Source organism: Streptomyces sp. NBC_01717 (genome assembly GCF_036248255.1).
GTDB lineage: Bacteria > Actinomycetota > Actinomycetes > Streptomycetales > Streptomycetaceae > Streptomyces.
In genome coordinates, this window is sequence record NZ_CP109178.1 from 7244674 (window position 1) to 7267589 (window position 22916).

Sequence of the window (22916 nt, forward strand, 5' to 3'; positions counted from 1 at the left end):
GTCCGTCGTGCACAAGGGGGTTTCAAAAGATGAACAATGCTCTACTCTCCCGCACATGTCGTGGACACGAAGACTTCTGGTGGTCCTGGTGGCGCTGGCTGCCGCACTCCTCGCGGCCTCGGCCGCCCAGGCACACGAGGAACGGCCGGTCCCCCTGCCGGACGGTTCCGGCAGCGTCCCGGTCCACCGCGCCGGCGAACCCGATCTGCTGGTCTGCAAGAGCGACCGGGTCGACTTCGAACGCCGGATATCCGGCTTTCCGGCGAAGCTCCGGGCGCGCAACCTCGAACTCTTCGACCGGTGCCGGAAATCCGGCTACCGCCATCTGCAACAGGCCGTCGACAAGGTCGGCAGACCCGGCATGAACATCGCGATCCTGCCCGGCCTGTACGAGGAGGAGCCCTCGCTGCCCAGGCCGACGGGGGAGTGCGCGAGGCTCAAGGCACCCGACTCGCAGCTCGGCTACCAGATCCTGTCGTACGCGCAGCAGAAGCAGTGTCCGCACAATCAGAACCTGGTGGCGATCCTCGGCAAGAAGCAGCTCCAGATCGAGGGGACCGGGGCGGCGCGCACCGACGTCGTCATCGACGCCAAGTACCAGAAGCTCAACGCGATCCGCGCGGACGGCTCCGACGGCATCTACTTCAAGAATTTCACCGCACAGCGCACCACGTTCAACTCGCTGTACGTGCTGGCACAGGACGGCTTCGTCATCGACGACGTCCTCACCCGGTGGAACGACGAGTACGGCTTCCTCACCTTCGCCAGTGACCACGGGCTGTACAAGAACTGCGAGTCGTACGGCAACGGCGACTCCGGCATCTATCCCGGCAGTGCGTCGGACATCAACGACGGCTACGGCTACGACGTGCCGCGCTACTCGATCGAGATCACCGGCTGCCGCAGCCACCACAACATGGTCGGATACTCCGGCACCGCGGGCGACTCCGTCCACGTCCACGACAACGAGTTCGACCACAACATGGGCGGCGCCTCGATGGACAGCGCCTTCCCGGGTCACCCGGGGCTCCCGCAGAACCACGCACGCTTCGAACGCAACCTGATCCACGACAACAACGCCGACTACTACCCGTACGTCGCCGACGGCACCTGCGCCAAACCGCCCGTGGAGCGCGGCTACGAGGAGGGTGTCGTCTGCCCGCAGATCTCCATGCCGCCGGGCACCGGCATCATCACCGCGGGCGGCAACTGGAACATCTACGAGAACAACTGGATCTACGGACAGCGGCGCGCCGCCTTTTTCCTGAGTGCCGTCCCCGCCTTCATTCGCGGCGAGAACGCCCTGGCGAAGCAGGTCGACACCTCGCACCACAACCGGTACGCGGACAACCACCTCGGCACGGACAAGGCGGGCCGCTCCCGGCCCAACCGCACCGATGTGTGGTGGGACGGCCAGGGGGACGGCAACTGCTGGCAGTCGGACACCGGGCCGTCCACACCGCGCTCGCTGCCCGAGTGCGGGGCGGCGCGCGGCGCGGTCTCCGGCCGCACCGATCGATTGGTGGGCGAACCGGTCAAACTCGCCCAATTGCTGGTCTGTGCCGACTACAACGTGCGGGCGCGGCGGCTGCCGACCGGCTGCGACTGGTACGGCGCACGCGGCGTCGAGCGCATCGAGGTACAGATCGCGCTGGGTGTCGCCCTGGTGCTCGTGCTGGTCGGCGGCGTGCTGTGGTGGCGCCGCCTGCGGCACAGCCGGCTCGCCACAGCGGCCACGCTGCTCGGCGCGATCGGCCTCGGGCTGGATGTGGCCGGTGCGACGACGGGCCTCGCGTCCTCCTATCTGCCTGCGGTGGCGCTGCTGCTGACCGGGGCGTGGTGGACCGGCATCGGGCTCGTACTGCGCGGCGAGCGGCCCGGACTGGGCTGGACCACGATGGTGCTGGGCGTCCTGACCCTGCTCGACGCCTTCGACAAGGCCGTCCTGATGATCCCGTGGATCCCGATCGGCCCGGCCTGGATGCGCGGCCTCCTCGGTGTCATCTGGGTGCTGTGGGCGGTGGTGGCCTCGGCTCGGCACGGTGAACGGGCGGTAGGGAAGAGGACGGACCCGGGGCCGGACGCAGACGCGGATGTCGATGCGGCGGACACACATGGCAGCGACGAGACGGGGGCCGATGCGGACGCGGGGTCCGGATCGGCGGATTCCGGGCCGGACACGCATTCCGAGGCCGACCGGAGCTCCGCACCGGATCGGGACCGATCATGAAGCGATCCCCCAGCCCCCTGCGGCTCAGCAGGCTCAACAGGCGCACGGCGCGCACGGCCTTCCGCCGGCTCACCGTCGCGCTCCTCACCGCAGGCGCCCTCGTGGTCGGTGCGAGTGCCTGTGGTGGGCGGGCAACCACCCACCACCGACCCGGCACCAGTCATGAACAGGCCGTCGGCAGCGTCGGCCGGCTCCTTGCTGCCGACGACGGATCCGGTCACCGGCTCCGGCAGGTCGACGCCGAGAGCGCCCCCGCGGTGACCGTCGCCGTCCGGCCGGACTCCGAGGACGGGTGGAACGTCCATCTCTCCGTACGGAACTTCAGGTTCACCCCGGACAGCGTCGGCGGCGCGGCGCTCCCCGGACGCGGCCACGCCCTGCTCCTCCTCGACGGGCGCCCACTGGCCCGGCTCTACGGTCCCTGGTACCACCTCCCCCGCTCGCTCGTCCGCGGTGCCGGCGGCGGCCGCACCGTCACGGCCCGGCTGTACGCCGACGATCACACCGCCTGGGCCGTGCACTCCACGACGATCCAGGCCACCACCCCGCTCACCACCACTCCTCCCGTCGGCACACCCGCCGAGCCCCGCCCCGACCGGACTCTGGAGATCGTCATCTCCCACGGCAAGGTCAGCCCCGCCCCCGGCCGCATCGAGATCAAGAAGGGGCAGCGGATCGAGCTGCGCGTCCGCACCGACCACGCCGACACCCTCCACGTCCACGGCTACGACAGGGAAGCGCGCCTGCGCGCCGGACGGACCACCACCCTCACCTTCACCGCCGATCGCACCGGACTGTTCGAGGTCGAGACCCATGAGTCCGCACTGCTGCTGACCCAGCTCGTCGTACGGTGAACGTCCTCGCTCACGGCATCGGCTCCCAGCACGATCTGCCGCTGTCCCCCTTCTATGCGTTCGCCGGTGCGTTCGCCGCCCTCTTCGTCTCGTTTCTCGCCCTCGGCCTGCTCTGGTCCGCCTCCCGATTCCGTGGGGACCGGGCGGGCCGCCCGATCCCGGCCGCCCTCCAGCGCCTCGCCGACGCCCACCCCACCCGCATGGTCGCGCGCGTCCTCGGCCTGGCCGCCGCCCTGTTCGTCCTCCTCCACCTCCTCCTCGGCCCGAACGGGCCGGAGCACAACCCGGCCGCGGGCACCGTCTATGTGCTCCTCTGGGTCGGGCTCGTCCCCGCCTCGCTCCTCCTCGGTCCCGTCTGGCGACTCCTCAACCCCCTGCGTACGCTCCACCTCCTCGTCTGCCGGGCACTCGGCCGCGACCCGGCCGCAGGCCGCCCCCTCCCCGTACATCTCGGCCTGTGGCCCGCCGCGGCCGGACTCCTCGCCTTCACCTGGCTCGAACTCGTCGCCCCGGACCCCGCGTCGTCCACCGCACTCCTTCTCTTCTTCGTGCTCCACGGCGTTGTCCACCTCGCGGGCGCCGCCCGCCACGGCGCCCGCTGGTTCGACCACGCCGACGCCTTCGAGGTCTACTCCGGTCTGCTCGCCCGGCTCTCCCCCCTCGGCCGCCGGCCCGCCGACCGGCGACTCGTCCTGCGCTCCCCGTTCAACGGACTCGATGCCGTCCCTCAGACCCCCGGTCTCGTCGCCACCGTCTGCGTCATGCTCGGCTCCACCGCCTACGACGGCTTCTCCGACGCCCCTTCCTGGATCACCACCGTCCAGACCTCACCCCTGGGTCGCACCACCGCGGCCACGCTCGGACTGCTCGCCGCCGTCGCCCTCGTCGCCACCCTGTATGCCCTCTGCGCCGGTGCCACCCGGCTGATCTCCGGCCGACTCAGCCACCCCCTCACCGCCTTCGCGCACTCGCTCGTCCCGATCGCCCTCGGCTATCTCGTCGCCCACTACTTCACACTCTTCGTAACCGAAGGTGCACGTACAGTCATGGTGGCACTCGGCACTGACAATCCGGTCCCGCCCGAACCACCCCTGACCCCCGGCGGCATCGCCACGCTCCAGGTCACCGCCATCGTCATCGGGCACGTCCTCGGCGTCGTCGCAGCCCACGACAGGTCCGTCCGCCTCTTCCCGCCCGCTCGCGCCGTCGCGGGGCAACTCCCCCTGCTGGCCCTGATGATCGCGTACACCATCGGCGGCCTGACCCTGCTCCTGGCCTGACCGCAGGTGCGCACCCGACCGTCCCGCAGAGGAGAGCCACGGCATCATGGAGCCCGTGCCCCATGCGAATACGAACCTCCGCCGCGCCCCCGTGCAGCAGCGCAGTGCCGAACGCCTCTCCCGGATACTCGACGCCTGCGCCGAACTCCTCGACGAGACCGGTTACGAGCAGCTCTCCACCCGGGCCGTCGCCGCACGCGCGGAAGTCCCGATCGGATCCGTCTACCGGTTCTTCTCCAACAAGCGCGCCCTCGCCGACGCCCTGGCCCGGCGCAACCTGGACAGTTACGCGGAGCGCATCACCGGCCGCCTGGCCGCCATCCCGGCCGCCGACTGGCGCAGCGCCATCGACGCCGTGCTCGACGAATACCTCGAGATGAAGCGCTCCGTCCCCGGCTTCGCGCTCGTCGACTTCGGCGCTCCGGCCCCCGTGGACGATCCGGCCTCCGACGCCAACCACCGCGTCGCGGACCGGCTGACCCACCTGCTCTCCGGCCATCTGGGGCGCACCCCTGACGAAGATCTGCTCCGGACGATCCTGGTCTGCGTCGAAGCCGCCGACGCGCTCCTCCAACTCGCCTTCCGCACGGAGCCGTCGGGCGATCAGGCCATCGTCGCCGAGACCCGCGTGCTGATCCAGGCGTACCTGGCCCGGGTCCTGGACTGAACCCGAGGCCGCACGGCACCTCACGGCAGCGCAACCCACCGCACGGCACCGCGCCGCACCCCGCTTCGCGGAGATCCGACGAGACCCCCTGCCCGGCAACATCGCCGCGACAACACCTCCCCACCATGCGTACCGGTCGGTATGCTCGGCCGTGCTTGCCCGCGTCTCCGCTGTTGCCGCCCCGGGGAGGGCCCATGCCGCACGACTCCAGCAGTTCCCGCGAGTCCCGCACCGCCCTGCGCATCTGCCCCCTGTGCGAAGCCACCTGCGGACTCACCCTCACCATCGAGGGGACACGGGTCACCGGTGCCCGCGGCGACCGGGACGATGTCTTCAGCCGGGGCTTCATCTGCCCCAAGGGCGCTTCCTTCGGCGGGCTCGACGCCGATCCCGACCGGCTCCGCACCCCCCTCGTCCGCAAGGACGGCGTGCTCCAGGAGGCCAGTTGGTCCGAGGCGTTCGACGCGATCGCGTCAGCCCTGCCCGCACTGACCGAGCAGCACGGGCAACAGTCCGTCGGTGTCGTCCTCGGCAACCCGAACGTGCACACCATGGCCGGCGCGCTCTATCCGCCCACCCTGCTCGCCACGCTCCGCACCCGGGCCTTCTTCACCGCGAGCACCCTCGACCAGATGCCCAAACACGTCTCCAGCGGACTGCTCTTCGGCGACCCGAACGCCATCCCGGTGCCGGACATCGACCGCACCGACCATCTGCTGCTCCTCGGCGCCAACCCGCTCGAATCCAACGGCAGTCTCTGCACGGCCCCCGACTTCCCCGGCAGGCTCAAGGCGCTGCGTCGTCGCGGCGGCACCCTCACCGTCGTCGACCCCCGCCGCACCCGGACCGCCCGCCTCGCCGACCGGCATGTCGCCATCCGCCCCGGCGCCGACGCACTCCTGCTCGCCGCGCTCACCCACGTACTCCTCGAGGAGAAGCTCACCGATCCCGGTACGCTCGCCGACCATCTCGAAGGACTCGACGAAGTAGCCGACGCCGTACGGGAGTTCACCCCAGAGGCGGTCGCCGAGGCGTGCGACGTGGACGCCTCGACCATCCGTACGATCGCCCGGGAGCTGGCCGCCGCCCCCACCGCCGCCGTCTACGGGCGCATCGGCAGCTGCACCGTGGCGCACGGCACCCTCGCCAGCTGGCTCGTCGACGTCCTCAACATCCTCACCGGCAACCTCGACCGCCCCGGTGGTGCCCTCTTCCCGCTCTCCGCCACCGCCCGCGCCCCCCGGCCCGCCGCCCCCGGCAAGGGCTTCGCCCTGGGACGCTGGGCGAGCCGGGTCTCCGGGCACCCCGAGGCCAAGGGCGAACTGCCCGTCGCCGCACTAGCCGAGGAGATCGAGACCCCCGGGGACGACCGGATCCGCGCCCTGATCGTCCTCGCCGCCAACCCCGTGCTCTCCGCACCCGACGGCGACCGCCTGGACCGGGCGCTGGCCGGGCTGGACTTCATGGTCAGTGTCGACCCGTACCTCAACGAGACCTCGCGCCACGCCCATGTGGTGCTGCCCCCGCCGCCGCCGTCGCAGAGCGCCCACTTCGACTTCGCGTTCAACGCACTCGCCGTACGCAACCAGGTCCGCTACACCCGACCCGCCGTCCCGCTCGACGACGGCCTCCTCGACGAGAGCGAGATCCTCGCCCGGCTCGTCCTCGCCGTCTCAGGGATGCGCGGAGCCGACCGGTCCGCCGTGGCCGCCGTGGACGCCATGATCATCGACCGGGTGCTGACCAAGGCCGTCGCCGATCCTCTCTCGCCCGTGCACGGCCGCACCCCCGCCGAACTGGCCGCCGCGCTCACCGGCCGCACCGGGCCGGAACGCCGCCTCGACCTGATGCTCCGCCTCGGCCCGTACGGCGAAGGCTTCGGCGCCGACCCCGACGGCCTCACCCTGGACCGGCTCCTCGCCCATCCGCACGGCATCGATCTCGGCCCGCTCCGGCCCCGCGTCCCGCAGGTCCTGACCACCCGCAGCGGACGCATCGAGCTCCTCCCCGCGGCGATCGCCGCCGACCTGCCGAGGCTCCGCAGCGCACTCGCCGACCGGCCGGGAGCCGACTCGCTCGTCCTCGTCGGCCGACGCCATCTGCGCTCCAACAACAGCTGGATGCACAACGTCGCCTCGCTCGGTGGCGGCTCGAATGTCTGCACCCTCCAGATGCACCCGGCCGACGCGGCCCGGCTCGGACTGGCGGACGGCACCCCCGCCACGATCACCGCGGCCGGCGGCGCACTGACCGCACCCGTGGAGATCACCGAGGGCATCCGGGCCGGAGTGGTGAGCCTCCCGCACGGATGGGGACACGACCGGCCCGGCACCCGGACGTCCGTCGCGTCCGTCGCCCCCGGAGTCAACGTCAACCAGCTCCTCGACGGCACCCTGCTCGACCCGCTGTCCGGCACCGCCGTCCTCAACGGCATCCCCGTCGCGGTGGCGCCCAGCACCTCACCTGGCCATTGACCTGGGGTTTTGCTCGTATTGCTCACATGTCAACGTCTTGTTAACGCACCAAGACGCGCCCTAACGTCATCCGGACCGCCGACTCCGGTGGGAGTTCAAGGGTGAACGATAGGTATCCCACATGCTGACAATCCTCGGCTTTGCCATGATTGCGACCTTCTTGGTCCTGATCATGATGAAGAAGATGTCGCCGATCGCGGCGCTGGTCCTGATCCCCGCACTGTTCTGTGTCGCCGTCGGGCAGGGCGCCAAGCTCGGTGACTACGTGATCGACGGCGTGGGCAACCTGGCCCCGACCGCCGCGATGCTGATGTTCGCCATCGTCTACTTCGGTGTGATGATCGATGTCGGCCTCTTCGACCCGATCGTCCGGGGCATCCTGCGCTTCTGCAAGGCCGACCCGATGCGGATCGTCGTCGGTACGGCGGTGCTCGCCGCGATCGTGTCGCTGGACGGCGACGGCTCCACCACCTTCATGATCACCGTCTCGGCGATGTATCCGCTCTACAAGCGCCTCAAGATGAGCCTCGTCGTGATGACCGGTGTCGCCGCGACGGCCAACGGTGTCATGAACACCCTGCCCTGGGGCGGCCCCACCGCCCGCGCCGCCACCGCGCTCAAGCTGGACGCGGGCGACATCTTCGTCCCGATGATCCCGGCGCTCGGCGTCGGACTGCTCGCGGTCATCGTTCTGGCGGTCGTCCTCGGCCGGCGCGAGCGCAAGCGGCTGGGCTTCCTCACCCTCGACGAGGCCGTGGTCCAGGAGCCCGAGACGGTCCTCGTCGGTGCGGGCGGCGGCAGCGACCGTACCCGCAAGACGTCCGGCGGAGCCGGTACGGGCACGGACGCCGAGCCCGAGGAGGCGGCCCACCCCGACGCGGACGACGACGAGGGCTTCAAGGGTCTCGACCCGAACCGGGCCACCCTGCGGCCCAAGCTCTACTGGTTCAACGCCGGGCTCACCGTCGCCCTCCTCACCGCGATGATCATGGAACTGATGCCGATCCCGGTGCTCTTCCTGCTCGGCGCGGCCCTCGCCCTCACCGTCAACTTCCCCCACATGCCCGACCAGCGGGCCCGCATCGCGGCCCACGCGGACAACGTCCTCAACGTGTCCGGCATGGTCTTCGCCGCCGCCGTGTTCACCGGCGTGCTCTCCGGCACCGGCATGGTCGAGCACATGGCGGACTGGCTCGTCGGCGCGATCCCGGACGGCATGGGCCCGCACATGGCGATCATCACCGGCATCCTGAGCGTCCCGCTCACCTACTTCATGTCCAACGACGGCTTCTACTTCGGCGTCGTCCCCGTGCTCGCCGAGGCCGGCGCCGCCCACGGTGTCTCCCCGCTGGAGATCGCCCGCGCCTCCCTGGTCGGCCAGCCGCTCCACATGTCGTCCCCGCTGGTCCCCGCCGTCTATGTCCTCGTCGGCATGGCGAAGGTCGAATTCGGCGACCACACCAGGTTTACCGTCAAATGGGCCGCGCTCACCTCACTGGTGGTGCTCTGCGCCGGCCTCCTCTTCGGCATCATCTGATCCATGGCCGACACGGAAGAGCCCGGCAGGAGCTGGCTGCTGCGCCTCGTCATCACCTTCGCCTTCGCGCAGGGGGCGGTGTCGATGGCGCGGCCCGCCGTCTCCTACCGGGCTCTCTCGCTCGGTGCGGACGAGCGCGCCATCGGTGTGATCACCGGGGTGTACGCACTCCTCCCGCTCTTCGCCGCCGTCCCGCTCGGCCGTCGGACGGACCACGGCCGGTGCGCACCCCTGCTGCCTCTCGGTGTCGTCCTGATCGCCGGCGGCTGCGCCCTCAGCGGTACGGCGGGCTCCCTCCCGGCGATGGCGGCGTGGAGCGGTGTGATGGGGCTCGGCCATCTCTGCTTCGTGATCGGCGCCCAGTCGATCGTCGCCCGTCAGTCCGCCCCCGCCGAACAGGACCGAAATTTCGGCCACTTCACCATCGGCGCCTCGCTCGGCCAGCTCATCGGGCCGATCGCCGCGGGGTACGTGATCTCCGAGCGGGACGGCGCCCTGGCCCGTACGAGCGCACTCGCCCTGGTCGTCTCGGCGGCCGTCGCCGCCGCGTCCTTCGTCTCGCTCTGGCGCATCGAACACCGCACGGCGCCGGACGCCCGCGCGGCTGCCCGGGCCGACAAGGTGCCCGTCGGCCGCATCCTGCGTACCCGCGGTGTTCCGGCCGGCATCTTCATCAGCCTCGCCGTGCTCTCCGCGACCGACATCCTCACCGCCTATCTGCCCGTCGTCGGCGAGCACCGCTCCATCGCCCCCGCCACCATCGGGCTGCTGCTCAGCCTGCGGGCCGCCGCCACCATCGCCTGCCGCCTGGTGATGACGCCGATGCTGCGTCTCCTGGGCCGTACGGCGCTGCTCACCACGACCTGTCTGCTGGCCGGCCTGCTCTGCGCGGGCATCGCCCTGCCGGTCCCCGTCTGGGCGCTGGCCGTAATGCTCGCCGTGCTCGGCTTCTGTCTCGGGGTCGGCCAGCCTCTGTCGATGACCACCGTCGTCCAGGCGGCCCCGGCGGAGGCCCGCTCCACCGCGCTCGCACTCCGGCTGACCGGCAACCGGCTCGGCCAGGTCGCGGCCCCCGCGTCCGCCGGCGTGATCGCCGGAGTGGCGGGCACCGCCGCGCCGTTCGTGATGCTGGGTGCGCTTCTGCTCGCCGGGGCGGGGCTGGGGATGCGCGGAGGGCGATCCCGGACCGCCGAGGCGACCCCGGCCGTTCCGGCACCCGCACCCGTTCCCAGGTCCGAACTGCCCGCCGTGAACCGGAATCGCACCTGACGTCTCCGGCTCACCCGTCCCAGTACTGCGCAACCTTTGCACGAGTCATTCCCAGCACCCCGGGTAGTGGGCTAACTTCAGCGCGTTGCAGCCGCTCCCCACCGCTCCACCTCACCATCCTCCCGGGCGGACCCACACATGACTCGCGCCATCTCCCTGCACAACGTCAGCAAGGCGTACGGACGGACCCAGCGTGCCGTCGACCGCTTCTCGCTCTCCATCGACCCGGGCGAGTTCGTAGTCCTGCTCGGACCCTCGGGATGCGGCAAGTCGACCGTGCTCCGCATGATCGCCGGCCTGGAGGAGATCACCGAGGGCGAGCTGCTGCTCGACGGCGAACCGGCCAACTACCTGGCGCCCCGCGAACGCGGCATGGCCATGGTGTTCCAGAACTTCGCGCTCTACCCGACCATGACCAACCGGGCGAACATCGGCTTCCCGCTGAAGCTGGAGAACCCTGGCCGGGACCACACCGCTCGCGTCGAGAACACGGCCAGGATGCTCGGCATCGAAAGCGTCCTCGACCGCTACCCGGGTCAGCTCTCCGGCGGTGAGCGCCAGCGCGTCGCCATGGGCCGGGCCATCTCGCGTCGGCCCTCCGTGTTCCTGATGGACGAGCCGCTCTCCAACCTCGACGCGAAGCTGCGCAACCATCTGCGGGCCGAAATATCGCAGCTGACCCGGGAGCTGGGCGTCACCACCGTCTATGTGACGCATGATCAGGCCGAGGCGATGTCTCTCGGCGACCGGGTCGCCGTGATGCGCGGCGGACGGCTCCAGCAGGTCAGCCCGCCGCGCGAGGTCTACGCCCTGCCGGAGAACGTCTTCGTCGCCGCGTTCATCGGCACCCCGCGCATCAACCTTCTCCAGGCCGTCGTCCACGCACCCCTCGAAGGGCGCATGTCGATCGACCTCGGCCGCCAGCGGCTGCCCCTGCCCGAACCGCTCAGCCCCGACCACCAGTTGCTCCGTATCCAGCAGGGCCGCCAGATCATTGTCGGACTGCGCTCGGAAGCGGCCAGGATCGCCGCGCCCAGCCAGGCCCGCCCCGGCGAGGTCGCGCTGAGCGGCATCGTCGAACACGTCGAGTACCAGGGGCACGAGGCACTGGTCCACCTCAACACGGGGTCGCAGCCCGCCGTGGTGCCCGACCTCGAATCGGCCCGTCCCGACAGGGCGGCCCAGCGCCGCCGCCGCGCCGCCGGCAGCGGAATCGGCGGTGCTTCCGGTGGTGGGGTGGGCGTACTGGAACGGCTGAGGGAGCGCGCCACCGGTCACATCAGCGGCCCCGTCGTCGCCCTCGACGAACCGGAACCCGACCGTGGGCAGCCCGCCACCCGCACCCCCGACCGCCCCGCGATCACGGCCGGCGACCTGGTCGTCCGTACCGGCCCCGACATGCGGCTGCGCACCGGTGGACAGGTCCCGCTCCTGGTCGACCTCGCGCATCTGTACGTCTTCGACCACTACGGCCGCCGGATCTGCCCCCTGCCGAAGGACATCCCCGGACTCGACGTCTAGGGCCTCTCATGTGGAACATGCCGGCAGAGTCCTGCCGTGCGACCGGAAGTGTGGCGGGCCGGACGGGACCGTGCGGGCACCCTCCAGGGGTGCCGGGCGGCGGTCGAGCTCGGTCGTTGACCTCAAGTCCGGTGGAGGTCGTACGGTCTTTCCATGAGCATGGAAGCCACCGCGTGGACGCAGCTCCACAACGTCATGAACGCGCAGCAGGACCGACGCCCCTTCGACCGGAACACCCTGCGGCGCATCGCCGCGTTCGCCCGCCCGCACCGGCGCCGGGTCGCCCTGTTCCTGGTACTGAGTGTGGCGACGGCGCTGCTCGCCGTCGCCACCCCCGTGCTCGCCGGCCGCGTCGTGAACGCGATCGTGACCGGCAAGGAGGCGGGCACCGTCACGCGGCTGGCCGTACTCATCGCCGTGATCGCCGTCGCGGAGGCCGGACTCGGGCTGGTCGGCCGCTGGCTCTCGGCCAACCTCGGTGAGGGGCTCATCCTCGATCTGCGGACCGCGGTCTTCGACCATGTGCAGCGCATGCCGATCGCGTTCTTCACCCGCACCCGCACCGGCGCGCTCGTCAGCCGCCTCAACAACGACGTCATCGGCGCCCAGCGCGCCTTCAGCAACACCCTGTCGGGCGTCGTCAGCAACGTCGTCACCCTCCTTCTCACCCTCGGCGTGATGCTCAGCATCTCCTGGCAGATCACCGCACTCGCGCTGGTCCTGCTGCCGGTGTTCGTGCTGCCCGCACGCCGGATGGGTACGCGGATGGCGAGACTCCAGCGGGAGGCCGCCGCCCACAACGCGGCGATGGGAACCCGGATGACCGAGCGCTTCTCGGCGCCCGGCGCCACCTTGATCAAACTCTTCGGCAGGCCCGCCGACGAATCCGCGGAATTCGCCGCCAGGGCGGGCCGAGTGCGTGACATCGGCGTCCGGACGGCCATGGCCCAGTCCGCGTTCATCACGGCGCTCACCCTCGTATCGGCGCTGGCGCTCGCCCTCGTCTACGGGCTCGGCGGGTACTACACACTGCGCGGCCAACTGGATGCCGGAGCGGTGGTCGCTCTCGCCCTGCTGCTGACCCGGCTGTACGCGCCGCTGACCGCCCTCGCCGGGGCGCGCGTCGAGGTGATGAGCGCGCTCGTCAGCTTCGAGCGGGTCTTCGAGGTCCTCGACCTCAAGCCGCTCATCGAGGAGAAGCCGGACGCACGGGCGGTCCCGGAGGGGCCGGTGTCCGTGGAATTCGACGACGTACGCTTCGGCTACCCGTCCGCCGACAAGGTCTCCCTCGCCTCGCTCGAAGACGTAGCCACCCTGGACACCCGCGGTGGCGCCGAAGTGCTGCGCGGCGTCTCCTTCCGCGCCGAACCCGGCCGGACCGTGGCACTCGTCGGATCGTCCGGCGCGGGCAAATCGACCATCGCGCAGCTGCTGCCCCGGCTGTACGACACGGACGAGGGTTCCGTACGCATCGGGGGCATCGACGTACGCGACCTGTCCGCCGACACCCTGCGCGACACGCTCGGCATGGTCACCCAGGACGGCCACCTCTTCCACGAGTCGGTCCGCGCCAACCTCCTGCTCGCCCGGCCCGACGCCACCGAGGAAGACCTCTGGGACGCTCTGCGCCGCTCACGCCTGGACGGCCTGGTCGCCTCACTCCCCGACGGGCTCGACACCGTCGTCGGCGAACGCGGATACCGGCTCTCCGGCGGCGAACGCCAGCGGCTGACCATCGCCCGGCTGCTGCTTGCCCGCCAGCGCGTCGTCATCCTCGACGAGGCCACCGCCCATCTGGACAACACCTCGGAAGCGGCCGTCCAGGAGGCACTGGCCGAAGCCCTCCAGGGACGCACCGCGGTGGTGATCGCCCACCGGCTCTCCACCGTACGGACGGCGGATCTCATCCTCGTCGTGGAGAACGGGCAGATCGTGGAGCGGGGCACCCACGAGGAACTCCTCGCGGCCGGCGGCCGGTACGAGGAGCTGTACCGCACCCAGTTCGAGCGTCCGGGCGCCGAGCCCGCGGAACTCGGCTGACCGGCGAAGCCGCCGGTGCCGCAGGTCAGCCGGGGAATCCCGGACGGGTGGCCCAGTCCGCCCCGGCGGCCTGCTCCACCGCGAACGCCCCGGCCGGATACGGGAGTTCAGCCGCGAGGGCGGCGGCGCGGCCGAACTCCTCGTGCGCTTCCTGTGCCCGGCCCAGCGCCGCGAGCGCCGCCGCGTGAACCGTACGCGCGTCGGTCAACGACAGCTGTTCGCCGACGTTTTCGGCGCGTACGGCCTCATCCACCGCCCGTCGCACCGCGCGCTCCGGGCGTCCTGACAGCAGCTCCGACCACGCCAGCAATGCGGCCGAATCGGGACCGCTGTCGTCGGCCGGCAGTGCAAGGGCCTCCCGCGGGCGTCCGGTGCGCACCAGGAGCTCGGCCTGCGCCGTCCGCACCTCGTACACCGCCTGCCGGTCGCCCTGCGCCTCGGCCACCTCCGCGGCGCGGGTCAGGAGCTCCGCGGCGCCCGGTTCATCCGTCCTCATCCGGAACCGGGCCAGTGCGGCCAGCGCGTACGGGGTGCACCATGCGGGCTGCCCGTCGGTCTCCCGTGCCGCGGCCTCCGCGTGCTCCCGCGCCTCCTCGAACTCCCGTAGGAGCAAGTGGAGTTCGGCGAGGTTGGCCCGCTCGAAGGCGACCGCGGTCGGGTCGCCGGTGTGCTCGGCGAGCCGCTGGGCCCGCCGGCCGAAGGAGACCGCCTCGGCGAGCCGGCCCGATCGCCTGGCATGCTCGCGCAGTACGGAGACGACGGTGGCCAGCAACTCCTGGTCGCCGTACGCCTCGGCATGCGGCAGCGCCAGATCGGCTGCCTCGCGGGCCTGCGCGAACCGGCCCGCGAGGCCGAGCGAGGTCGCCTGCATCCCCAGGGCGCGGGCCAGCAGCCCCCGGCGTTCGCTGCCAGGTATTGCGTCCGCGGCGTCCTGTGCGGTACGGGCCGCGGTGTGCGCCGACTCGTACCGGCCGGTCACGAACCGCAGGACCGCCGCCGCCAGATGGTGGGTCGCGGCGGCCAGCGGCAGGGTGGGCGGACCGGGTGGGTAGGTGCGCAGCAGCTTCTCGCCCTCGTCGGTACCGCGGTACTTCACCAGCACCTCGGTCAGCCGGGCGGCGGCCAGCACCTGACCGTCCTCGTCGCCGCGCCGGACCATGTCGTCCAGCGCCTCGCGCAGCACTGCCGCCGCCTCCTGGTAGCGGGCCATCCGGCGCAGCACGACAGCGCGGTCGATCCGGGCCTGCGCCGCGTCGGAGGCCAACGCGTCCAGCCGGGCGGTCAGTTCGGCGTAGTAGCGGTCCGCGGTGTCATTGGCGCACAGGGCTGCCGCACGTTCGGCCGCCTGGCGCAGATAGTGGGTGGCCCGGGGGTCATCGGCGCGGGCGAGATGTGAGGCCAGGGTGTCCACGGCGTCCGGCCTGCGCCGCAGCACCGCCTCCGCGTACGCCGAGTGCAGCTGCCGGCGACGGGCCGTGGACAGCCCGTCGTAGCAGGTCAGCCGGACCAGCGGATGCCGGAACGCGAGACCGGGCAGTGGCCGCCCGCCGACCACCACGGTCCGCTCAGCCACCACCGAAGCCGCGATCGCCGCGTCCACGGCATCCGTCGCTTCGGCGGACGACAGCGGCGGATGCAGCCCGTGCTCGGTCATGTCTAGCACCTCGGACAGCGCGGCGCCGCCGCCTGCGACGGAGACGGCCTCCACGACCCGTCGCGCCGCCGGCCCCAGCCGTGCCAGGCGCGCCGCCACCAGCTGTCGTACGCCCTCCGGCGCACTGAGCGCGGCGGGATTCGTGCCCTCGTGGACGGTCCGGGCCAGTTCCAGGGCGAAGAGGGGGTTGCCCAGCGACAGTTCCCAGACCCGGTCGAGCCCGGTCCTGGCGCCCGCGTCCGCCGCGATCGCCAGACACTCCGCACGGTCGAGCCGCCCCAGCTCCAGGGTGCGGGCCAGCCCTTGACGCATCAGACCGTCCAACGCGGTGCGCCTGGGGTCCGCCGCCGCGAACTCCTCGGCCCGGTACGTCACGGCGAACCGCCAGTCGGCGCCGGTGGCCACCGCCCGCCGGGCCAGATGGCTGAGCAGCTGGTACGTCCCCGAGTCGGCGGCGTGCAGATCGTCCAGCACGAGCAGCACCGGCGCGGTGGCCGCCAGGTCGCCCAGCAACCCGGCCGTCGCCCGGAACAGCCGGTCGCGCTGTTCCTCCGGGCTGCGTTCCGCGCCCGCGTCGATCTGGCCCAACGAGGGCAGCAGCGAGGCGAGTTCGGGGTACTCGCCACCGATTCCGGCCCGTTCGGCGGACGGCCTGTCGGCCATCCAGGCGTCCAGTGCCTCGACGAAGGCGCCGTACGGCGTGTGGCCCTCGGCGTCGTGGCCCGCGCCCCACAGCACGGTCGTCCCGGCCTCGGCCGCCCGCCGGGCCGCCTCCGCCGTCAGCCGGGTCTTGCCCACCCCGGCCTCGCCCTCGATGAGCCGTACCGGCGGACCGTCGTCGGACAGCAGCACATCGAGCTCGTCGGTGCGGCCGCGCAGCGGCGGACCGGGCGGGGTGCGTATCGCGGCCGGAAGCACGGGAGCGGAGACGGCGGGCAGCACCGCCGTGGCCGCGTCCAGGGCAAGCAGATGCAGCTGCTCGGTGGCGGGCCCCGGGCGCACGCCCAGCTCCGCGTCGAGCGCTTCGCGGCACAGGTGGTACTGGCGCACGGCCTGGCGGCGCAGGCCCTGGCGCAGATAGGCGTCGATCAGCACCCGGTGGGCGCGCTCCTCGGCGGGCGCGGCGGCCACGGCACGCAGCGCCACCTCGGTGGCCAGTTCGGTTTCGCCGTCCGCGAGGTGGGCTTCGGCGAGGGCGATTCGTACCCGGTCGCACAGTGCGGACAGCTGCTCGCGCCGGGCCTCGGCCCAGAGGGCGTAACGGTCCTCGGGCAGCAGCTCGCCGGTGAACGCGGCGAGTGCGGTGGCCAGCGACTCGGCCGAACCCTCGGCCAGGGCCTCTTCGGCCAGGGTCTCGGCCTGATCGGCGTCGATCACCACGGTCTGTGGATCGAGCCGCAGCAGGGTGCCCTCGCCGGTCAGATAGGACGACGAGGCGCGGGCGGCCAGCTCCGGCTCGATGGCGCGGCGGGCGGCGTGCAGGGCGACCCGCAGACTGCCGAGTGCGGCCTGCGCGTCGGAGTCCGGCCAGCAGATCTCCATGGCCTGCTCGCGGTGGAGGCTGTGTCCGGGGGAGACGGCGAGGAGTTTCACGAGGGCGCGGGCGCTGGGGCGGGGCCACTTGTCGGCGAGCGGGGGCCCGCCGTCGCGAGTCACCCGGAACCCACCGAAAAGGTGCAGCCGCAGGAGCGGGGGGCCGGCCTGTGTGCCGTGTCCTGTGTGCTCCGCGTTCATGAGGGCGCCACTGTAACGCGCCTCGTCGCGCAGACCGCGGGCCCCCCGGACCGGAGTCCGGGGGGCCCGCGGCAGGACGAGGCCCGTCAGGAGAGCGTGGACACCGTCATCTGGGAGAGGGCGGTGAACTGGTTCAGATATCGACCGCCGAGCAGCTCGGTCATGCGGTCGAAGCCGGTCTCGTCGAAGCCGAGGTTCACGACCTCGTCGACACCGTCACCGTCGAGGTCGCCGGAGAAGTACTCCCGGGCTCCGATGAAGGTGGTGCCGCCCACGGCGGCGGGGTAGTCGTCGCCCGTCGTCAGCACGGACGGATCCCACAGCGTGAGTCCGCCCTGGATGCCGCCCACGAGGAGGCGTCGTCCGCCGGGACCGGTGAGGAACCCGCCGGTCTCCGTCGACGGCAGCGTGTAGATCCGGTGGTCCTGGCCGTCGGCCGCGTAGGTGCGGAAGGACGCCGTCCCCGCGAGGACGAGCCCCTCGGGTCCGGTGAAGTAGCTGCCTACGTTCCAGGGGCCTCCGGCGATGCCGTGGTGGAGGACCTCACCGGTGCGGCTGTCGCGGATCTCGACCACCGCGCGCAGGCCGGAACCGTCCGGCGTGCCCTCCGCCGTCGTCGAGGTCGCGGCGAGCCAGGTGTAGACGACCGCGTGACCGCCGGCGTACGGGATCTCCGGTGAGGTGAAGACGCCGTGGTTCAGGACGGCTCCGTACAGTTTGCCGTCCACGCTCTCGGCCGGGGCCTTGGGGCTCGCCGTCCAGCGCACGGTGCCCGTCCTGGCGTCGAGCGCGGCGCCGTCGGCCGCGGGTGACTCCTTCTCGAAGGCGTCGGTGCTCGTGTACTGCGCGTACACCCGCCCCTCGCCCACCGCGAGGTCACCGAAGACGACGCTGCCGGCACTGTCGGGCGCCGCGTACGTCCACAGCTTCGAGCCGTCACCGCGGTAGGCCCGCAGCTTGTCGGTCGGCACGACGATGTCGGCTCGCTTGTCGCCGTTGAGGTCGGCGACCGTGACCGAGCGGACGAACTGCCCGTTCCCGTCGATGCGCTCGATGACCTTGCCGGTGCGCCCGTCGAGAACCGCGACGGCCGTGTCCGCGGCCACCACGAAGTCGTCGTGGCCGTCGCCGTTGACGTCGCCCTTCTCGATCCGGTGCACCTGCCCGGGAACCGTGGCCTTCCACAGCAGCTCGGGCTTGCCCGCGGTCAGGGACGGACCCGAGTAGGCCCAGACACCGTTGGACGTGCCGCCGACGACCAGGTCCTTCTTCTTGTCGCCGTCGATGTCGGCCGACCGCGCGGACGACAGGTCGCCCTGGAGCGGCAGGACGCTCTGCTGCTTGCCGTTGCCGAACCCGTAGGTCCGGACGTTCTGGTCCTGGTCGACGGTGCGCACGTGCTGGCCGTCGGCGTCGCGGTAGACCTGGTTGAACATCGGCGAGGCGCCGACGCCCTTGACCTGCCATCGCACGTCGCCGCTGCCGGAGAACACGGTGAGCGAGGCGTACTGCCCGCCCCCGGGGTTCTCGGCGGTGTCCATGCCGGTGTCGTCCTGGGCGGCCGTCACGAGGCTCCCGTCGACGACGTCGAGGCTCCAGGCGCTCGGCCCGTCGTGGCCGTTGTCGGCGGCGCGCTTGACGGTGGAGGACCATAGGACGCTGCCGGGGTCTGTGCCGTCCACGACCCGCACGGTGTTGGCGTTGAGCCACAGCGTCGGGCTGAGGGTGGACTCGCTGACCACGTACTCGGTCTTCCGGTCGCCCCGCAGGTCGCCCGTCGTCATGTCGATGGGCACCGCGTTGATCCGGGTGTCGAGCGTGGTGCGCCTGCCGTCGGCCAGAGCGTAGGAGTCGATCTCGTACTTCACGCCGTCGGTGGGGTCGGACTGCTCCAGTGCGACGAGCCGTCCGCGCGCGGTGTCCAGGTGCAGCTGGCGCGAGTAGAGGGCGGTGTCCGTCTGCCACTTGACGGAGCCGTCCCCGGTGTCGAGCACCAGGGTGTGGCCGCGGCCTGCGGCGGTCGTGGTCTTGCGCTGGTTGTACGACGCGGCGACAAGGCCGCCACCGAGGTCCTCCAGGGCTCCCCACGCCGTACCGGCGCGCACGCCGGTGTCGTACGTCCAGGTGTCGGAGGGGGTCAGCGCCCCGTCGGCGTACGAGAAGCGGATGCCGGACACGGTGGCGGTCGCGGCGGCGGGGGAGTTGAGGTTGTAGTACGGCGCGTCCGTGACGACCAGCGTCTTGCCGACGAGCTTCACGTTGTAGGCGTACGCGTACAGCTTCGACCACAGCGTCTTGCCGGTCCTGCCGTCGAGAACTGTGACGAAGGTGCCGTTGGGCAGCGTGGAGCCGGGAGAGGTGAAGGGGCGGTACGGGGACACGCCCACGCTCGCCGAGAACACCACGTCGTCCACGCCGTCGCCGGTCAGGTCGCCGGTCACGTACCCCTGGTCGGACGCGGGCGTGAACGGGCTCACCGCGTTGTAGCCCATGACGATGCGCGCCGGGTAGGGCTCGGTCTGCCAGGGCCGGGAGTTCTTGACCCCCCAGTCCGCGTACAGCGAGGCGTTGTCGCGCCGCCACAGGGCGGTGCCGTCGGCCTTGCTGCGCTGGACGCTGCCGAGGCTGTGCAGGGTGAAGTAGTCGCCGCCCTTGCCGGCCGGGAGGGTGGCGGCCAGGCCGCGTACGCCTTCCAGCGTGGACTTGGGGGAGACGGTCACGGCGGCGCCGGCGTCCGTGCCGGTGCCTTCGTCGAGGTGGGAGCCCGAGCCCTGGTCCGTGCCCTGGTCCGCGCCGGAGGTGCCGGATCCGGTGGTCGCGCCCTGCGGGTCGACGCTCTCGCGATCGGCTTCCGCGTAGGCGTTCAGCTGGGCGTGGTCCGCCAGCTTCTCGGCCTGGCTGTCCGTGAGGGTGAGCAGGCTGCTGCCGTCGTCGGCGGCCAGCGCGGGCGGCGCGGCGCTCAGCGCCAGACCGGCCGCGACCAGCGCGGAGGCGAGCCGCAGCGCCCGCCGGGAGTTGGTTCTCATCACTTGGTCCCCTGCGCGATGCGGATGGCGGACCGGTCCTTGAGGACCGGCTCGTTGAAGGAGTACTGGAGGGCGTCGGTGCCGGCCTGGTTCTCGATGCCGACGGTGGCGCTCGCGCCGTTCTCGGGCGAGGCGGTGGACAGGCCCTGGTACTGGAGGGTGACGGAGCCGGTGGCCTCCTCGAAGACGGCCTCGAAGGAGACGCGGGCCGAGGTGTTGCCGACGAAGGCGGCGTCGTTCCAGACGACCGCGAACTTGCGGCTGCCGGCTGTACCCGTGGTCGCCGTCTGCACGGTGGACTTCTTGTCGAGGACCAGGTCGTCCCAGAAGGCGGCGACGGTGCCGTTGGGCTTCTCGGCCGACGGCAGCGCGACGTTGTCGTAGTCGCCGAGCCGCGGCTCGAGGAAGTTGATCAGGCCGTTGGTGGTGACGCTCGCGCTGGAGTAGGAGACGCCGTACAGCTTCACCGGGAAGGGCAGTGTGATCGTCTTTGCGTCCTCGTCACCGCTGAGCGCGACCTTGCCGCTGCCGCCGATCCACGAGTACGTCGCCGGGGCGCAGCTGTTGCCGGCCGCGTCGGAGCGCGCCGGAACGCGGGCGGTCAGGGTCTCGTCGCCGTCGACGGCGAGGGAGCCGCTGTAGACGCCGTTGCACAGCACCGGCGCGGTGGGCGCAGCGGTCAGCGTGTACGAACCCTCGGCGACCTTCGGCAGGCTGAAGTGGCCGGAGGCGTCCGTGGTGACGGAGGCGACCGGAGTGCCCGCGACCCGGACGGTGGCCTTGGCGAGAGGCTTGCCGGTGACGTCCAGGACGGTGCCGGACACCGCGTGGGAGGCGACCGCGCCGAGCGTGAAGTCCTTGGAGAGCTGCTCACCGGTGGCGACCGTGACACCGGACGCGGAACCGTCCGCGTATCCGTAGCCGCTGAGGGCGAAGTCGTACGTGCCCACCGGCAGCGTGAGCCGGTAGGAGCCGTCCGCCGACGTGGTCACGGTGCGGGTCGAGGCGGAGCCCGAGGCCTTCACCGTGACGCCGGCGAGCGCGGAGCCGGTCGCCTTGTCGGTGACCTTGCCGGTGACGACCGCCGCGGTGTGCGGGGCCTTGTCGACGGACGCGAAGATGTCGAGCTTACCCTCGCCCCAGACGTTGTTCATGCCGGCGGTGCCGCCGCAGTGCGTGTCGTCGACATCGCGCGCACCCTGGTTGAGCAGCGCGCGGGTCTCGTCGATGTTGCCGATGAGAGAGGGGGCGGACGACCACAGCAGGGCGACCGCGCCCGCGACATGCGGCGTCGCCATCGACGTACCGTTGATGGACTTGTAGGTGTTGCCCGGCCAGGTGGAGCGGATGTTGACGCCGGGAGCCGAGATGTTCGGCTTGGCCGAGCCGTCGACGAGGGACGGGCCGAAGCCGGAGAAGCCCGCTATCTTCCCGGCCGAGTCATAGGCGCCCACGCCGTACGCGGGAGCCTGGGAACCCGGCGCGTGCGTGGTCGAACAGGTTGTGCCGTTTCCGTCGTTGCCCGCGGCGAACGCCTCGAAGATCCCGGCCGCGTTCCACGCCTCGACGATGTCCTGGTAGAAGGTCGTGTCACCGCCGCCCCAGGAGTTGTTGACGATGTCGGGGGCGAGGTCGGGACGCGGGTTCTGACCGGTGTGGTCGGTCGGCGCGAGGATCCACTGGCCTGCCGCGAGCAGTGAGGAGTCCGAACAGGAGCTGGACTCGCAGCCCTTGGCGGCGATCCACTTGGCGCCGGGCGCGACACCGACGCCGCCGGCGCCGACCATGGTGCCCATGGTGTGCGTGCCGTGGCCGTTGTTGTCGCAGGGCGCCGACGTCGTGCACTGACCGGTCGGGTCGTACCAGTTGTAGTCGTGCGTGAAGGAGCCGTCGCCGTTGTTGCCGCGGTAGTTGCCCTTCAGCGCCGGGTGGTCGTACTGGACGCCCGAGTCGACGTTGGCGATGACGATGCCCTCGCCGCGGTCGTCGTACTGGTCCCAGACCTGGTCGGCCTTGATGTCCTGGACGCCCCACTCGGCAGCGGTGGGGTCCGCGTCGGTGGCGGCGTCGGTCGACTTCGACTCGGTCCGGTCGAGCTTGTAGGTGTGCTCCTTGACGATGCTCGCCACATCAGGGCGCTTCGCCAGGGCGTCGACGAGGTTCTCGCCGCCGGTCACCTCGACCGCGTTGGCGATCCAGAAGGACCGGTAGCCGACCTTCTCCTTGTCCAGGAAGGCCTGGAGAGGCTGCTGACTGCTCTTCGCTTCGGCGCGCAGTGCCGAGAACGCCGACTTCGCCTTCGCGGCGTGGCTGCGCTTGCCCTTGGCAGCGGACAGGTCCGCCTGCTTCTTGAGGACGACGAAGAAGGTCGACTCCTTGCCCTTCGCGACGGTGTCGAGAACGGCGGAGTCGACCTTCGCGGTGACGGGGCTCGGGTCCGCCGCAGACTGCGCGAACGCGGGTGCGGGGCCGGACAGTGCGGCTGTGGCCGTGATCGCGGCCGCAGCCCACACGGCGGTTCTGCGCCGCGGGGATCGGGGCAGATGCATCGGAGTGCTCCTCCATGGCTGGTACGGGGAGCCCGCCGCGGTTCCGGGACCAGGGGGTGGGTACGGGAGGAGGCGGGCTGA

Annotated in this window: 12 protein-coding genes; 9 read left to right on the top strand and 3 right to left on the bottom strand. The window is 71.5% G+C overall.

The genetic code is table 11. The features are described from left to right. The first annotated feature begins 55 nt into the window (after positions 1–55). The 9 genes from OHB49_RS32815 to OHB49_RS32855 all read left to right on the top strand — a co-directional run bounded on the left by OHB49_RS32815 (position 56) and on the right by OHB49_RS32855 (position 13872). A complete protein-coding gene (locus OHB49_RS32815) occupies positions 56–2230 on the top strand; it encodes a right-handed parallel beta-helix repeat-containing protein (RefSeq protein WP_329164575.1) in 2175 nt (724 codons plus the stop codon). Next, positions 2227–3084, top strand: a complete 858-nt coding sequence (locus OHB49_RS32820; RefSeq protein WP_329164576.1) for a hypothetical protein — start codon at positions 2227–2229, stop codon at positions 3082–3084. Before OHB49_RS32815 ends, OHB49_RS32820 begins: the two co-directional genes overlap by 4 nt. Then, positions 3081–4364, top strand: coding sequence for a hypothetical protein (locus OHB49_RS32825; RefSeq protein WP_030968302.1), 1284 nt, complete (start codon positions 3081–3083; stop codon positions 4362–4364). The genes OHB49_RS32820 and OHB49_RS32825 overlap by 4 nt, the downstream gene beginning before the upstream one ends. 46 nt (positions 4365–4410) lie before the next feature. Then, positions 4411–5031, top strand: a complete 621-nt coding sequence (locus tag OHB49_RS32830; protein ID WP_030968304.1) for a TetR/AcrR family transcriptional regulator — start codon at positions 4411–4413, stop codon at positions 5029–5031. 194 nt (positions 5032–5225) lie between these two features. Then, a complete protein-coding gene (locus OHB49_RS32835; protein WP_329164577.1) occupies positions 5226–7505 on the top strand; it encodes a molybdopterin oxidoreductase family protein in 2280 nt (759 codons plus the stop codon). Positions 7506–7626: 121 nt separating this feature from the next. After that, positions 7627–9042, top strand: coding sequence for a CitMHS family transporter (locus OHB49_RS32840; protein ID WP_329164578.1), 1416 nt, complete (start codon positions 7627–7629; stop codon positions 9040–9042). Positions 9043–9045: 3 nt separating this feature from the next. Then, on the top strand, positions 9046–10311 hold the full coding sequence (locus OHB49_RS32845) for an MFS transporter (protein WP_329164579.1): 1266 nt from the start codon (positions 9046–9048) through the stop codon (positions 10309–10311). A 138-nt stretch (positions 10312–10449) separates the two neighbouring features. After that, positions 10450–11832 (top strand): ABC transporter ATP-binding protein, encoded by a 1383-nt coding sequence (locus OHB49_RS32850; protein ID WP_329164581.1) that lies wholly within the window; start codon positions 10450–10452, stop codon positions 11830–11832. Between the two features lie 153 nt (positions 11833–11985). Then, on the top strand, positions 11986–13872 hold the full coding sequence (locus OHB49_RS32855) for an ABC transporter ATP-binding protein (protein WP_329164583.1): 1887 nt from the start codon (positions 11986–11988) through the stop codon (positions 13870–13872). A 25-nt stretch (positions 13873–13897) separates the two neighbouring features. On the opposite strand, the gene OHB49_RS32860 is transcribed toward OHB49_RS32855, so the two are convergent. From OHB49_RS32860 to OHB49_RS32870, 3 genes are all read right to left on the bottom strand, one after another. Continuing rightward, the gene (locus OHB49_RS32860; protein ID WP_329164585.1) at positions 13898–17260 is read right to left on the bottom strand and encodes an ATP-binding protein; all 3363 of its coding nucleotides are present in this window, start codon (positions 17258–17260) and stop codon (positions 13898–13900) included. Positions 17261–17346: 86 nt separating this feature from the next. Continuing rightward, positions 17347–20286, bottom strand: a complete 2940-nt coding sequence (locus OHB49_RS32865) for a VCBS repeat-containing protein (RefSeq protein ID WP_329164586.1) — start codon at positions 20284–20286, stop codon at positions 17347–17349. Next, positions 20286–22835, bottom strand: a complete 2550-nt coding sequence (locus tag OHB49_RS32870) for a S8 family serine peptidase (protein ID WP_329164587.1) — start codon at positions 22833–22835, stop codon at positions 20286–20288. Before OHB49_RS32870 ends, OHB49_RS32865 begins: the two co-directional genes overlap by 1 nt. Positions 22836–22916 lie beyond the last annotated feature (81 nt).

Excerpts from the sequence above, each read along its gene's own strand:
- OHB49_RS32820 (WP_329164576.1), top strand. The coding sequence starts at position 2,227 with ATGAAGCGATCCCCCAGCCCCCTGCGGCTCAGCAGGCTCAACAGGCGC.
- OHB49_RS32860 (WP_329164585.1), bottom strand. The coding sequence starts at position 17,260 with ATGAACGCGGAGCACACAGGACACGGCACACAGGCCGGCCCCCCGCTC.
- OHB49_RS32855 (WP_329164583.1), top strand. The coding sequence starts at position 11,986 with ATGAGCATGGAAGCCACCGCGTGGACGCAGCTCCACAACGTCATGAAC.
- OHB49_RS32840 (WP_329164578.1), top strand. The coding sequence starts at position 7,627 with ATGCTGACAATCCTCGGCTTTGCCATGATTGCGACCTTCTTGGTCCTG.
- OHB49_RS32870 (WP_329164587.1), bottom strand. The coding sequence starts at position 22,835 with ATGCATCTGCCCCGATCCCCGCGGCGCAGAACCGCCGTGTGGGCTGCG.
- OHB49_RS32850 (WP_329164581.1), top strand. The coding sequence starts at position 10,450 with ATGACTCGCGCCATCTCCCTGCACAACGTCAGCAAGGCGTACGGACGG.
- OHB49_RS32865 (WP_329164586.1), bottom strand. The coding sequence starts at position 20,286 with ATGAGAACCAACTCCCGGCGGGCGCTGCGGCTCGCCTCCGCGCTGGTC.
- OHB49_RS32845 (WP_329164579.1), top strand. The coding sequence starts at position 9,046 with ATGGCCGACACGGAAGAGCCCGGCAGGAGCTGGCTGCTGCGCCTCGTC.
- OHB49_RS32835 (WP_329164577.1), top strand. The coding sequence starts at position 5,226 with ATGCCGCACGACTCCAGCAGTTCCCGCGAGTCCCGCACCGCCCTGCGC.
- OHB49_RS32815 (WP_329164575.1), top strand. The coding sequence starts at position 56 with ATGTCGTGGACACGAAGACTTCTGGTGGTCCTGGTGGCGCTGGCTGCC.
- OHB49_RS32830 (WP_030968304.1), top strand. The coding sequence starts at position 4,411 with ATGGAGCCCGTGCCCCATGCGAATACGAACCTCCGCCGCGCCCCCGTG.